The sequence below is a fragment of the Azoarcus sp. DD4 genome, assembly GCF_006496635.1.
In the GTDB taxonomy this organism is placed as follows: Bacteria; Pseudomonadota; Gammaproteobacteria; order Burkholderiales; family Rhodocyclaceae; genus Azoarcus.
In genome coordinates this window covers 1,528,041-1,541,120 of the sequence record NZ_CP022958.1, presented here as the reverse complement: position 1 = coordinate 1,541,120, position 13,080 = coordinate 1,528,041, and the positions used below count along the sequence as shown (strand labels likewise).

The 13,080-nt window shown below is 69.7% G+C and carries 12 protein-coding genes; 4 read left to right on the top strand and 8 right to left on the bottom strand.

Annotation, left to right across the window (positions count from 1 at the left end):
- Positions 1-46: 46 nt before the first annotated feature.
- Both CJ010_RS07315 and CJ010_RS07310 read left to right on the top strand, forming a co-directional pair.
- A complete protein-coding gene (locus CJ010_RS07315; protein ID WP_141017426.1) occupies positions 47-1,333 on the top strand; it encodes an ATP citrate lyase citrate-binding domain-containing protein in 1,287 nt (428 codons plus the stop codon).
- A gap of 31 nt (positions 1,334-1,364) precedes the next feature.
- Positions 1,365-4,070 (top strand): CoA-binding protein, encoded by a 2,706-nt coding sequence (locus tag CJ010_RS07310; RefSeq protein ID WP_141017425.1) that lies wholly within the window; start codon positions 1,365-1,367, stop codon positions 4,068-4,070.
- Between the two features lie 28 nt (positions 4,071-4,098).
- Here the strand turns inward: CJ010_RS07310 and CJ010_RS07305 are convergent, their stop codons facing one another.
- Complete coding sequence (locus CJ010_RS07305) at positions 4,099-5,163, bottom strand: ABC transporter substrate-binding protein (RefSeq protein ID WP_141017424.1); 1,065 nt, start codon at positions 5,161-5,163, stop codon at positions 4,099-4,101.
- Positions 5,164-5,265: 102 nt separating this feature from the next.
- Here CJ010_RS07305 and CJ010_RS07300 point away from each other — a divergent pair, with 102 nt between their 5' ends.
- Positions 5,266-5,943 (top strand): response regulator, encoded by a 678-nt coding sequence (locus CJ010_RS07300; RefSeq protein WP_141017423.1) that lies wholly within the window; start codon positions 5,266-5,268, stop codon positions 5,941-5,943.
- Between the two features lie 11 nt (positions 5,944-5,954).
- On the top strand, positions 5,955-7,352 hold the full coding sequence (locus CJ010_RS07295) for a sensor histidine kinase (protein WP_141017422.1): 1,398 nt from the start codon (positions 5,955-5,957) through the stop codon (positions 7,350-7,352).
- A gap of 10 nt (positions 7,353-7,362) precedes the next feature.
- Here CJ010_RS07295 and CJ010_RS07290 read toward each other — a convergent pair whose 3' ends face one another.
- From CJ010_RS07290 to CJ010_RS07260, 7 genes are read right to left on the bottom strand one after another with little or no spacing between them, the layout of a single operon-like run.
- Complete coding sequence (locus CJ010_RS07290) at positions 7,363-7,812, bottom strand: universal stress protein (protein WP_141017421.1); 450 nt, start codon at positions 7,810-7,812, stop codon at positions 7,363-7,365.
- A gap of 52 nt (positions 7,813-7,864) precedes the next feature.
- Positions 7,865-8,842 carry a tripartite tricarboxylate transporter substrate-binding protein gene (locus tag CJ010_RS07285; protein WP_141017420.1) on the bottom strand — a complete coding sequence of 326 codons (978 nt, stop codon included), beginning with the start codon at positions 8,840-8,842 and terminating at the stop codon, positions 7,865-7,867.
- A 22-nt stretch (positions 8,843-8,864) separates the two neighbouring features.
- Complete coding sequence (locus tag CJ010_RS07280; protein ID WP_141017419.1) at positions 8,865-9,305, bottom strand: universal stress protein; 441 nt, start codon at positions 9,303-9,305, stop codon at positions 8,865-8,867.
- Between the two features lie 11 nt (positions 9,306-9,316).
- Entirely contained in the window at positions 9,317-10,057 is a 741-nt protein-coding gene (locus CJ010_RS07275; protein ID WP_141017418.1) for a TerC family protein, read from the bottom strand.
- 12 nt (positions 10,058-10,069) lie between these two features.
- Positions 10,070-11,587, bottom strand: coding sequence for a tripartite tricarboxylate transporter permease (locus tag CJ010_RS07270; RefSeq protein WP_141017417.1), 1,518 nt, complete (start codon positions 11,585-11,587; stop codon positions 10,070-10,072).
- Position 11,588: 1 nt separating this feature from the next.
- Positions 11,589-12,071: a tripartite tricarboxylate transporter TctB family protein gene (locus CJ010_RS07265; RefSeq protein ID WP_141017416.1), complete on the bottom strand. Its 483-nt coding sequence runs from the start codon at positions 12,069-12,071 to the stop codon at positions 11,589-11,591.
- Positions 12,068-13,051: a tripartite tricarboxylate transporter substrate binding protein gene (locus CJ010_RS07260; protein ID WP_141017415.1), complete on the bottom strand. Its 984-nt coding sequence runs from the start codon at positions 13,049-13,051 to the stop codon at positions 12,068-12,070. Before CJ010_RS07260 ends, CJ010_RS07265 begins: the two co-directional genes overlap by 4 nt.
- Between the last annotated feature and the right edge of the window lie 29 nt (positions 13,052-13,080).

Here is a 13,080-nt window from a genome sequence, read left to right as displayed (position 1 = left end):
CCCCTGCCCAGCATCGAAATCACCCCACCAGCAAGGAGACAACGCCATGCAGATCACCGGCATGTTGTACGGATCGCGCCTGCTCGAGTTCGCCGATTTCCCAAGCGCGGAAGTGCTCGGGCCGGATGCCAGCGAGGAGGCCATCGGCGCGCTGATCGAGCGCTACGGCTCGGTCTTCGTCAAGCCCGTGTTCAAGGGCGGCGTCGGCAAGAAGGGCAAGGCCGGCCTGATCGGCCGCGCGCAGGATCTCAAGAGCGCACTCGCCGAAAAGGAGCGGCTCTACTTCGTCGAGCACCGCCACGGCAACCAGGTCGCCAAGGCCAATGGCGTCACCTTCGAGGGCGCGGTACCGGCCGAGCACGAGGTGTATTTCTCGATCACCGACTCGACCGAATTCCGCGCCCCCACCATGACACTGACCCACGTGGGCGGCATGGACATCGAGGAACTGGACAAGTCGCAGGTCGCACGCATCCCCTTCGACCCGCTGACCGGGCTGAAGGCCTTCGTCGTCGCCAACGCGCTCGCCGACATCGGCGCCCCCAAGGAGATCATCTCGCCGCTGGTGCAGCAGCTGCCCAAGCTGTGGGAGCTGTACCACGACTTCGGCATGACCACGCTCGAACTCAACCCGATCCGCATGCGCCCCGACCGCCGCGGTCGGCTGACGCCGGTAGCCTGCGACTTCAAGTGCGGCTTCGACCGCGACGACCCGCGCTGGCATCGCCTCAAGCTGCCGGCCCACCTGTTCGCCGCCGACTATTCCAACTTCGAACAGGAGATCAACCAGCTGCGCACCCACCAGGGCCAGAGCGACGTCTACGTCATCAATGAACACGGCACCATCCTCGCGCCCACCTTCGGCGGCGGCGCCAACTCACTGGTCACCGAGATGCTCGGCGACGACGCCATCATCTCGTCGGATTTCGGCGGCAACCCGCCCTACGAGAAGATGAAGTCGGTCGCGGCCATCTGCTTCAAGCACTGGCTGGCCCAGGCCAACGTGCTCTTCATCATCGGCGGCAAATCCAACAACACCGACATCTTCGAAACTTTCCGCGCCATGGCCGACGCGCTGCGCGAGCACGTCAGCCGCCACGGCCCGACCCCGCTCTACGTCGTCGCCGGCCGCGGCGGGCCCAACCTGGTACGCGGCATGGGCGTGCTGCGCGACACCTGCGAGGCACTCGGCCTGCCCTACCGCCTGTTCGGTTTCGATTCGGCGATGAGCGAGGTCGTCGACTACGCCCGCGAAGCCAACGAATGGATGAAGGCCGGTGGCCGCGACGCGGTCGCCCGCCGGCTCGGCCTGGCCCCGGCGCCGGCCGTCTGAACGCAGACCAAGAGCAATCAAGGAGACAGCCATGTACCAGCAGGGTGTAGGCGATTTCAAGTATTACGTGGGCATCAGCTCGCTGGCGCAGATCGCGACGCGCGGCGACCGGGTATGCGTACTCAACATCCTCGGCGGCGAATCGAGCGAGGTGACGCCGGTCGGCCATGCGTGGTCGGGCGGCAACGTGGTGTTCGGCACCTCACCCGGACGCCGCGGCCAGGTGCTGGAAACGCCGGCCGGCAACATCCCGGTCTACAACAGCGTGCGCGAGGGTCTGGACGACGGCCACCGCTTCAACTGCGGCGTGGTCTATCTGCCGCCTTCGGCCGCGCGCGACGGGGTGGCCGAGCTGATCCGGGTGAATCCCGAGCTGAAGAAGATCTTCATCATCACCGAGAAGATCGCCGTCCATGACGCCCGCGAAATCCGCGCGATGGGCCAGCAGCACGGCATCGACATCTTCGGCGCCAACTGCCTCGGCGTCGCCGACGCCTGGAACCAGGTGCGCATCGGCGGTGCGCTGGGCGGCGACAGCCCGTCCGACACCCTCAAGCCCGGCTCGATCGCGGTGCTGTCCAATTCCGGCGGCTTCACCACGACCATCGCGCAATACCTGCGCATGGCCGGCTGGGGCACGACCACGCTGGTGTCGAGCGGCAAGGACGTCTACATCCACTACGCGGCACCGGAGTTCGCCTTCGCGCTTGCCAACGACGCCCGCAGCAAGGCCGCGGTGCTGTACTGCGAACCCGGCGGCTACTACGAGCGCGACGCCGTCTTCACCAAGCCGGTGGTCGCCTGCGTGGTCGGCCGCTGGAAGTCCAAGCTCACCCGCGCCGTCGGCCACGCCGGCGCGATGGCCGGCGGCGAGGACGATGCCGCCGCCAAGGAACGCTGGTTCATGGAGAAGTTCGGCGTCGACGCGCTGTTCACGCCGGACAGACCGGTGTTCTCGGCCAAGGGTGCGGTCGTCGCCAACATCGCCCACATTCCCGCCGCGCTGACCGCGGTGATGCGCGCCAACGCCACCCTGCCCGACTTCGCGCCGGAAGGCACGATGGAACTCAAGCCCTGGTTCGGCGCCAACCCCGGCATCGAGCTGCCGGCCCGGCTGGACCTGCCGGTGGTCGACGCGCTCGACCCCTACCGCACGCAGATCGCCGCCCTCGCCCGGCAGGTCGGTGCATCCTTCCCGCGCGAAGCGCTGAAGGACGCCTCCGGCGCGTCGAAAATGGACCCGAAGACCCAGGTCGCCAGCCTGCACGGTCTCAGCGTGCTGGAAGCGGCACGCCTGCCGCTCGAAGCCAACGTCGGCCTCGCCCTGCTGCGCGAAGCCGGCGGCGACAACGACCGCAAGCTGGTGAATGTGGCGCTCGCCGCCTGCGTGAACCTGCATGGCGATCCGGCGCTGGCCGCCGCGCACGCCGCACGCGAGGCCGGCAATGCGCCCAACAGCGTGCTCGCCGCGGCGCTCTCCATCGTCGGGCCGCGGCGCGCCGAACGCGCCCGCGAGATCGCCGCCGCCTTCATCGAGCGCTTTCATGCGGCCGGCCTGCGCGACGCGCTGGCCGAGGATTTCGACCTCGCAGCTCTGGCCGAAGACGCCGCGCTCGCCCGCCTGGTCACCGTGGCGGAACCCGACGCGCGCGCCGAAGCCATGCTCGCCGGACTGGATGCGCGCGCCGCGCGCTCGGTACCGGTGCGCTACCTGCGCAGCCTGGGGCGCCCGGTCGGCGCCGACGCGGTGCTCGCCGCGCTGACGACGACACTCGCCTGGGGCCCGCTGATGCGCAAGCGCGTATCGCGCCTCACCGTCGAGACCCTGCCGTGGTGGCTGCGGCTGTTCGGCACCCTGATCGGCGCCGCCGCGCTGCCGGAGCGCCACCAGCCGGCCGCCTTCTGCGGCATGCCCACCGCGCAGCTGCTCGGCCACGCCTCGATCACCGAGATCGCCTGCCGCGCGCTGCTCGACCGCAGCCCCGACGCCGCCGACCTGTTCGCCTTCCAGACCCTGGTCGGCATCCTGCTGACCAACGGCCCCGGCACGATCTCGGCGCAGGGCGCGAAGGGCGCGGTCTCGGCCGACGGTCCGGAAACACCGCAGCGGGTGCAGCTCAACAAGGCGCTGGTCGGCTTCCTCACCCACACCGGCTACGCCCACGGCGGCAACGGCTTCGAAGGTGTGCAATTCCTGATCGAAGCCTTCCGCGACACGCCGCTCGCCGATCCGGCCGACCCTGCCCACGGGCTGGATCTCGCCGCGCTGGCGCGAGGCTGCGCCGAAGACTACGCGCGCTACAAGGCCGAAGCGAAATCCGCCGGCGCCTTCGACCTGCGCAAGCTGCCCGGCGTGAATCACCCGGTGTTCAAGGACAGGCCGGTGAACCTCGATCCGCGCGAGGTCTTCATCCGCGAGCTGATGACGGCCCGGGGCGAGACCAACGTCTTCCACGACTTCTACCGTGCGCTGGTGCAGGCACTGCACCAGGCCGGGGTGTCGCGCACGGTGTACTGCGTGAACATCGACGCGGTGATCGCCGCGCTGTTGCTCAAGCTCACCTGGAAACCGTGGCGTGCCGGGGAGATCGGCGAATCGGCACTCGAATCGGCCGCCTTCACCGTGTTCCTCTACGCGCGCATGCTGGGCTGCGCGGCCGAAGCCGATGACCACCTCAACCGCGGCCGCAACATGGACACGCGCACCGCCGCGTCGGCCTGCCGCTTCGTGAGCTGAAGCGGTGACGGCGTCAGCTTCCGGCCGCTCAGGGCTTGCGCATCGCGGCTTCCCACTCGCGCAGGAAGTCGCGCTGCTTGACCTGATCGAGGTAGGCCAGCAGCGCGGTGCCGAGCGCGATCGGCCGGAAGGCGGTGCCGAGCTGCTGGCGCAGGCCGGCGGCGTCGCTGGCGTCCTCGCGCACCGAGAACAAGCCGGCGCGGGCGAGCAGCACCTGCCCCTGCGCCGACAACAGGAAGTCCAGCCAAAGCCGCGCCGCCGCCGGATGCGGCGCACGCCGCGCAACGAAGGCCACCCGGCTCAGCACCAGGGTGTAGTCGCGCGGCCACACCACGCCGACATTGGGATCGAGCCGCGCGCGCGAATGCGCGTAGGAGCCGAGCAGGTTGTAGCCGATCAGTACCTCGCCGCTGGCAATGCGGTCGAGTACTACCGCAGTCTTGACGTGCAGCTCCACCTGGCGGCCGCCGAGCGCGCGCGCGAGCTGCCAGAAGGCGGTGGGGTTGGCGAGCGCGTCCTGGCTGTGCAGCAGCAGGCCGAGGCCGGCGCGGACGGGGTCGTAGGTGGCGACGCGGCCGCGGAAGCGGTCGGGCTGCTCGGCGAGCAGGCGGATCAGCGCGGCGTGGGTATCGGGCACCTCGTAGGGGCCGAGCGCGCGCTTGCTATAGACGATGGCCGCAGGTTCGTAAGAGGTGGCGAAGGCCTCGTCCTTCCACACCGCCCAGGCCGGCAGCGCGGCGGTCTCGGCGGAACGGTAGGGCTGAGCGTAGCCGTCGTTCACCAGCTTGACCTGCAGGTCCATGGCCGAACTCCACACCACGTCGACCTCGTGCCGGCCCTGCTCGGCCTCGGCGACCACGCGGCGATACACCTCGGCGGAATTCATATCGTGATAGTCGATGCGCACGCCCGGATGCTGCGCCTCGAAGGCGTCGAGCACCGGCTGCACGATGTCGCGGTCGGTGGCGGCATAGACCACCACCCGGCCGCCCTCGCGCACCGCCGCCGCCAGCCGGTCGGCATTGCCCTGCGCGAACGCCGCGAACGTGCTCAACGCCAGCGCGGCGCAGAGCAGCTGTCTAATCCGGCCCATCCTGTCTCCTCCTGCGTGGGCTCGCCGGTCACGGCTTGGCCCACCCGCTCTTTTTCGACAATAATCGCCGCCCAAGCTTTCGATAATCTTTCGGGGTCAGCCATGCGCCTGCTGCTTGTCGAGGATCATGCCGAACTCGCCGAATGGGTCGCGAAAGCCCTGCGCCACGCCGGTTATGCGCTCGACGTACTCGACCGTGGCGACCATGCCGACCACGCGCTGCGTTCGCAAGCCTACGATCTGGTCATCCTGGACCTGTCGCTCCCCGGCCTCGATGGCCTGGAGGTGCTGCGCCGCCTGCGCAGCCGCGAACAGGGGCCGCCGACCCCGGTGCTGGTGCTCACCGCGCGCGGCACCACCGAAGAGCGGGTCAAGGGTCTCAACCTGGGCGCCGACGATTATCTGCCGAAACCCTTCGAGCTGACCGAACTCGAGGCGCGCATCAAGGCGCTGCTGCGGCGCAGCGGCAACCTCGTGCCGCTAGTGCGCATAGGCCGCCTGGAGTTCGACACCACCACCCGCCTGGCCTCGGTCGGCAGCGCCCCGCTGGCGCTGACGCCGCGCGAACTCGCCGTGCTGGAGGCACTGCTGTCGCGCGTAGGGCGCCCGGTCGCGCGCGAGGCACTGTTCGAAAAGGTGTTCGATTTCGACGCCGAGGCCCGCCCGGAAGCGATCGAGATCTACGTCTCGCGCCTGCGCAAGAAGCTCGAAGGCTCCGGCGTGGCGATCAACACCCTGCGCGGGCTCGGCTACCTGCTCGCCGAGACGCCAGCCCCCTGAGCGGCCGGACCATGCCGTCGAAGGTCCGCTACAGCCTGCGCCGGCGGGTCGGCTGGTGGCTGCTGCCGCCGCTGCTGATCGTGCTGGCGATCAACGCGGTGCTGTCCTACCGCAGCGCGCTCGAGGTGGTCAATCGCGCCTACGACCGCTCGCTCACCGCCTCGATCAAGGCGGTCGGCGAGCGTACCCACTCGCTCGCCGGCGAGATCCATGTGGACATCCCCTATTCCGCCTTCCAGGTGTTCGAGGACAGCGCGCAGGAGCGGATCTTCTACGCCCTCGTCGCCCCCAACGGCAAACTGCTGACCGGCTACGCCGGCCTCGTGCCGCGCGAGCTGCCGCCGGACACCGGCGAGGTACGGATCGCCACCGCGCAGTTCCAGGGCGAGGAAGTGCGCATCGGCGCCATGCGCAAGCGGCTCTACGACCCGCTGCTGGCCGGCGGCGACGCGGTGCTGATCGTGTTCGCCGAAACCACCGGCGCCCGCACCGCGCTCGCGCGCGACCTCTTCTTCGACAGCCTGCGGCGCCAGCTCGCGCTGATCGGCGTCGGTGCCGTACTGATCGTGATCGCGCTGGCGTCGGCCTTCCGCCCCCTGCTCAAGCTGCGCGAGGCGATACGCAACCGAGACGACGAGGATCTGACGCCGGTCGAGGGCGGCAACGTGCCGACCGAAGTCGGCCCGCTGATCGACGCGATCAACCACCACATGGAGCGGCTGTCGGCGATGCTGGTCGCGCGCCGGCGCTTTCTCGCCGATGCCGCGCACCAGATCCGCACGCCGCTGGCAGTGCTGACCACCCAGGCCGAATACGGCCTGCGCCAGAACGATGCCGACGAGATGCGGCGCACGCTCGCCAGCCTGCTGGCGACCATCCATTCGACACGGCGGCTGGCCAACCAGATGCTGGCGATGTCACACGCCGAGGCCATCAACGGCATCATCGGCGAGCGCGCGCCGGTGGACCTGAGCGCGCTGGTCAGGGAGGTGGCCCTGGACCTGGTGCCGCTCGCGTTGAAGAAGCACATCGACCTCGCCTACGAAGGCCCGGATGCACCGGTAACGCTGCAGGGCAATGCGGCGATGCTGCGGGAGATGGTCGCGAACCTGGTGGACAACGCCCTGCGCTACGGCCCGCCGGCCTCCCAGGTCGTGGTCGCGGTGGCGGCCTGGGGCGGCGAGGCGGTCGTCAGCATTTGCGACGAGGGGCCGGGCATCCCCGAGGCCGAGCGCGAGAACGTGTTCAAGCGCTTCTACCGCATCCTCGGCCAGGGCGACACCGAGGGCAGCGGCCTCGGCCTCGCGATCGTGCGCGAGATCTGCTGGGCGCACCGCGGCCGGATCGCGTTGAAGGACGGCGCCGGCGGCCGCGGCCTGTGCGTCGAGGTGGAACTGCCGCTGACCTGAGCGCCGTGCTTCAGCGGCAGACCAGCACCGGAATCCTGCAGTAGGTCAGCACCTTGTGCGTCTCGCTGCCGAGCAGCAGCGCGTCGAGGCCGCGACGGCCGTGCGAGGCCATCAGGATCAGGTCGCAGGCGCGTTCGGTGGCGGCGCGGATGATGGCGCGATGCGGCACGTCGCTGGTCTCCAGCACGTGCTCGGCTTCGACGCCGGCACCCTGGGCGCGGGCGACGGCGGCTTCGACGATGCGCTGGCCATGTGCCGCTGCCTGTTCGGCGAAGCGGCTGGAGCGTGCCGGATCGTAATGGCCGTCCTCGCCGAAGTTGGTCACCGGAAACGGTGCCTCGGCGGTGGCGTTGAGGATGGTCAGGCGCGCGCCCAGGGTCTGGGCGAGTGCGATCGCGCGCTCGACGGCCTCGTCGGAAAGCGGCGAACCGTCGGTCGGAACGAGGATGTGCTTGAACATGATGGATCCTTGTAGGCGGAAAGGCTTGCGCGCTGCCGGCGGCGGCGCAGGTTCATTCGCTTTGTGCGGCGGCATCGCGCAGGATGGGCTGCCAGCGCGAGATCTCCGACTGCAGGCGCTCGCGTAGCGCCGCCGGCGTCGCCTGCGCGGCGCTGGCCGGCTGCGCACCGAGCTGGCGCATGCGCGCCTGCAGCGCCGGTTCGGCGAGCGCGCGGCGCAGGCCGGCAGCGAGCGCGTCGATGACCTCCGGCGGCGTTCCCCTGGGCGCATACAGGCCGTGCCACACCACCAGTTCGACCCCCGCCAGCCCCGCTTCGCGGACGGTCGGCAGCGCCGGCAGCAGGTCGAGCCGCGCCGGACCGGTCACCGCATAGCCCCGTACCTGCCCGGTCTCGATCGCCTTCAGGGTGTTGGTCGGCTGGTCGCACAGCAGGTCGACATGGCCGCCGGCGAGATCGGACAGCGCCTCCTGCGTGCCCGGGTAGGCGATCGCGCGCAGCGGCGCACCGCTGGCGCTGCGCAGCAGCAGGCCGCACAGGTGCGACGCCGAGCCGGTGCCGGCGTGGGCGTAGCTCATGCCGCCGCGGACGTCGCGCAGCAGTTCGCCGACGTTGCCGGCGGCGAGGTCGCGGCGCCCGACCAGCGTCATCGGCACATCGGCCACCAGGCCGACCGGCTCGAAGCCGGCCACCGGGTCGTAACGCAGCTTGGGATGGAGCGTCGCGCTGGTCGCGTGGCCGATGTTGGACAGCAGCAGCATCGTGCCGTCGGGCTTGGCCTTGCTGACCTTCTCGGCGCCGAGCGTGCCGCCTGCACCGAGAACGTTGCGCTCGACGACCTTGCGTTGCAGCGCCCGGCCGAGCGGCTCGGCCAGGATGCGCGCGATCTCGTCGGTGGGGCCGCCGTGGGTGAAGGGCACCACGATGGTCAGCGTCGGCGCCTTAACCGCGGCACCGGCGGCGTCGGCCGCCAGGGCCTGCGGCGCGGTCGCCAGCGCAAGCAGCAGCGTCACCGTCTTCTTCAGCGTCATCGGACTCTCCTGACCGCGGGGCTCAGCCGGTCGCGCCGGGTTTGACCAGCGTCACCGGGATGGTGGAGCGCTCCAGCACCTCGTGCGCGACCGAGCCGAGCAATGCCAGCATCAGCCCGCTGCGCCCGTGCGTCCCCATGACGATCTTGTCGAAGCGGTGCTCGCCGGCGTAGCGGATGATGGTATCGGCGACGTGGCCAACCGCGATGTGATGGGTGTAGCGCACGCCAGCGGCATCGAGCAGGCGGCGGGCGGCCTCCAGCGCCGCCAGCCCCTCGTCGCGGTGATAGCGCTCGAGCTCGTCGTGGCCGACGAACATTCGCGCGTGGCCGGAGTCGATCGGGATCTGCACGTTGAGCAGGTGGATGTCGGGTTCGCCGCTCGCGGCGCGCAGCCTGAGCAGGTGGTCGACCACCGGGCCGACATTGTCGGCGCCGTCCACCGGTACCAGTATCTTGAGCATCGTGTTCTCCTTCATTCGCCACGCCCGGCGCTGTCGCCGGCGTTTTCGACCGCGAGTTCGACCAGCGGCGCCGCCGTCTCGCGCCGGGCCAGCCAGGCGCCGAGCGCGACCACGAAGAGCGCACCGATGGCCGACGTCACGTAATGCAACCAGCCCGGCATGCCTTCCAGCCAGGGCTTGAGCATGACATCGCCGACCAGCATGCCGCCGGCGATCCAGCCGAGCAGCGCGGCACCGAGCGTGATCACGATGGGGAAGCGATCCATCAGCTTGAGCACGAACTTGCTGCCCCAGACGATGATGGGAATGCTGATGACGATGCCGAACACCACCAGGCCGAGATCGCCCTTGGCCGCACCGGCGACCGCGATGACGTTGTCCAGGCTCATCACCGCGTCGGCGACGACGATGGTCTTGATCGCGCCGAACAGGTGGGTGCTGCCTTCGATATTGCCGTGGCCGTCCTCGTCCTCCGGCTGCATCAGCTTGACGCCTATCCACAGCAGCAGCAGCGCGCCGACCAGCTTGAGGAAGGGCAGTTCGAGCAGCTGCAGGGCAAAGAAGATCAGCACCACGCGCAGGCCGATGGCACCGACCACGCCCCAGGCGATGCCCTTGTTGCGCTGGTGCTCGGGCAGCCGGCGGCAGGCCAGCGCGATCACCACCGCGTTGTCGCCGCCGAGCAGGATGTCGATGGCGATGATCTGCAGTACCGACACCCAGAAGGCGCCGTCCATCATGAATTCGAACACGGGAAAGTCTCCTTATGCGGGGTTGTGATGACCGATCGCAGCCGCGCGCATCCGCGCGATGCGGCGCCACACGGGCGGCACGACGACGACCAGCGCGGTGACGGCCAGCACCGCACCCGAGATCGGCTGAGTGACGAAGATGGCGAGATCGCCCTGGCTGATCGCCAGCGCGCGGCGGAACTGCTGCTCCGCCAGCGGCCCGAGGATCATGCCGACCAGCACCGGCGCCACCGGGATGTCGTAGCGGCGCATGACGAAGCCGATCACGCCGATGCCGTACAGCAGCGCGAGGTCGAACCAGGAATTGCGCAGACCGTAGGCACCCAGCGTGGCGAAGATCAGGATGCCGGCGTAGAGCAGCGGGCGCGGGATGGTCAGCAACTTGACCCACAGCCCGACCAGCGGCAGGTTGAGCGCGAGCAGGATGACGTTGCCGATGTACATGCTGGCGATCAGGCCCCAGATCAGCTCGGGCTGGGTGTCGAACAGCAGCGGGCCGGGCTGCAGGCCGTACTGCTGGAAGGCGGCCAGGATGATGGCGGCGGTCGCCGTGGTCGGCAGGCCGAGGGTCAGCAGCGGCATCAGCGTACCGCTGGCGGAAGCGTTGTTGGCGGCCTCCGGCCCGGCCACGCCCTCGATGGCGCCCTGGCCGAATTCCTCCGGATGCTTGCTGAGCTTCTTCTCGGCCGCGTACGACAGGAAGGTCGGAATCTCGGCGCCGCCGGCCGGGATACAGCCGAACGGGAAGCCCAGCGCGGTGCCGCGCAGCCACGGCTTCCACGAGCGCTTCCAGTCGTCCTTGCTCATCCAGATCGAACCCTTCATCCGCTCGACGGTGTCGGTGCTGCGGTTGAGGTAGGTGGCGACGTAGAGCGTCTCGCCGACCGCGAACAGTCCGACCGCGACCACCACCACGTCGAGCCCGTCGAGCAGTTCGGGGATGCCGAGCGTGAAGCGTGCCTGGCCGGTCTGACTATCCAGCCCGATCAGGCCGATGGTCAGACCGAGGAAGAGGCTGGCCAGCCCGCGCGCAGGCGAGGCGCCGAGCACCGCCGACACCGTGACGAAGGCGAGCACCATCACCGCGAAGTACTCGGTGGGGCCGAACTTCAGCGCCACATCCACCGCCAGCGGCGACACGAAGGTAAGCAGCAGCGTGGCGATGGTGCCGGCGACGAAGGAGCCGATCGCCGAGGTCGCCAGCGCCGGACCGGCGCGGCCGCGCTTGGCCATCAGGTTGCCTTCCATCGCGGTGACGATGGTCGAGGACTCTCCCGGCGTGTTGAGCAGGATCGAAGTGGTTGAGCCGCCGAACATGGCGCCGTAGTAGATGCCGGCGAACATGATGAGCGCGCCGGTCGGGTCGAAGCTTGCGGTCGCCGGCAGCAGCAGCGCCACCGTCAGCGCCGGGCCGACGCCCGGCAGCACGCCCACCGCGGTGCCCAGCGTGACGCCGACGAAGCCGAGCAGCAGGTTCTGCAGGCTCAGCGCGACGGCGAAGCCGGAAAGCAGTGCATTCAGGGTATCCATGTCAGCCTCCGAAAGGGCCGGCGGGCAGCGTCAGCCCCAGTCCGTGCGTGAAGAGGAAATAGGCGGCGGTACTCAGTGCCAGGGCCAGGACGAGGTCGCGCACCGGCCGCGTGCTGCCGAAGCCGCGCGCGACCAGCACGAACAGCAGCGCCGAAGCGAGGATGAAGCCGGCCCAGGCGATCAGCACCATGTGCAGCAGCACGCCCGCGCTGACGACGACGAAGGCCATGCGGTCGGGCGCGGCGTGCGTACCGTCGTCCTGCGGCACGTTGCGCCATCCGCCGGTGAGCGCCTGCCACGCCAGCCAGGTGCCGCACACGCTCAGGCCGGTGCCGATGAGATAGGGGAATAGGCGCGGCCCGATCTGGGAATAGCCCTGGGTTTCGGCAATGCCGCCGGTCTCCAGCACCACGAAGGTGCCGAGGGCCAGCAGCGCGAGCGAGATCAGCAGTTCGCCGGGCCGGATGCGTGCCTGCGTGCTCATTTCTTCACCAGCCCGAGCTCGTTGACCAGCTTGAAGACCGTCTTCTGTTCGGCTTCGACGTAGCTTGTGAAGGCGTCGCCGGTCATCAGCATGTCGGTCCACCCGTTCTTGGCGAGCGTCGCCTTCCACGCTTCGCTGGCAGCCATCTGCGTCACCAGGGCCACCAGCGCATGGCGCTGGGCATCGCTGATCCCTGGCGCCGCCATCAGGCCGCGCCAGTTCACGAACTCCACGTCGATGCCCTGTTCCTTCAGGGTCGCGATGTCGATGTCCTTGACCCGCGCCGCCGCGGTGATGGCCAGGGCGCGCAGCTTGCCGGCCCGGATCTGTGCGGCGAACTCGTTGTAGCCGCCGAGGCCGACGGTGACGTGGCCGCCGAGCACCTGGGCCAGCACCTCGCCGCCGCTGCCGAAGGCGACGTAATTGAACTTGCCGGCCTCGCCGCCGATGGCCTGCACGATCATCCCGGCGGTGAGCTGATCGACGCCGCCGGCAAAGCCGCCCGCCCACGACACCGCGCCGGGGTTGGCCTTGTAGGCCGCCACCAGGTCGGCCATGGACTTCAGCGGCGACGACGCCGGCACCACCAGCACCTCGAATTCGCCGGTCAGGCGGGCGATCGGAGTGGCGTTCGACAGGCTCACCGGCGACGCGTTGATATACACCGCCGACACCATGCCCTTGCCGCTCGCCATCAGCGCGCCGCCGTCGCCGGTGCTGCCGTTGATGAGCTGCGCCAGCCCTATCGTGCCGCCGGCGCCGGGAACGTTGTTCACCTGCACCCGCCCGGCCAGCCTGGCGCCCTGCAGCGCAGCCTGCACGGCGCGGCCGAGCTGGTCGTAGCCGCCGCCGGGCGCAGCCGGAACGAGGATCTTGTAGTCCGCGGCGAGCGCCGTGTTGGCCGCGGCCGCCAGGGCGAAGCCGGCCAGCACGGATCGCAGCGCGCGGCCGACGCCGGCGCCGATGATGTTGGAAAGCATGTCGAAAATCTCCGGACGATGGAGGGCAG

Bases quoted from the DNA above. Each gene is read 5' to 3' on its own strand.
- CJ010_RS07280 (WP_141017419.1), bottom strand. From the start codon at position 9,305: ATGCTCAAGATACTGGTACCGGTGGACGGCGCCGACAATGTCGGCCCG.
- CJ010_RS07285 (WP_141017420.1), bottom strand. From the start codon at position 8,842: ATGACGCTGAAGAAGACGGTGACGCTGCTGCTTGCGCTGGCGACCGCG.
- CJ010_RS07300 (WP_141017423.1), top strand. From the start codon at position 5,266: ATGCGCCTGCTGCTTGTCGAGGATCATGCCGAACTCGCCGAATGGGTC.
- CJ010_RS07310 (WP_141017425.1), top strand. From the start codon at position 1,365: ATGTACCAGCAGGGTGTAGGCGATTTCAAGTATTACGTGGGCATCAGC.
- CJ010_RS07265 (WP_141017416.1), bottom strand. From the start codon at position 12,071: ATGAGCACGCAGGCACGCATCCGGCCCGGCGAACTGCTGATCTCGCTC.
- CJ010_RS07270 (WP_141017417.1), bottom strand. From the start codon at position 11,587: ATGGATACCCTGAATGCACTGCTTTCCGGCTTCGCCGTCGCGCTGAGC.
- CJ010_RS07290 (WP_141017421.1), bottom strand. From the start codon at position 7,812: ATGTTCAAGCACATCCTCGTTCCGACCGACGGTTCGCCGCTTTCCGAC.
- CJ010_RS07315 (WP_141017426.1), top strand. From the start codon at position 47: ATGCAGATCACCGGCATGTTGTACGGATCGCGCCTGCTCGAGTTCGCC.
- CJ010_RS07305 (WP_141017424.1), bottom strand. From the start codon at position 5,163: ATGGGCCGGATTAGACAGCTGCTCTGCGCCGCGCTGGCGTTGAGCACG.
- CJ010_RS07295 (WP_141017422.1), top strand. From the start codon at position 5,955: ATGCCGTCGAAGGTCCGCTACAGCCTGCGCCGGCGGGTCGGCTGGTGG.
- CJ010_RS07260 (WP_141017415.1), bottom strand. From the start codon at position 13,051: ATGCTTTCCAACATCATCGGCGCCGGCGTCGGCCGCGCGCTGCGATCC.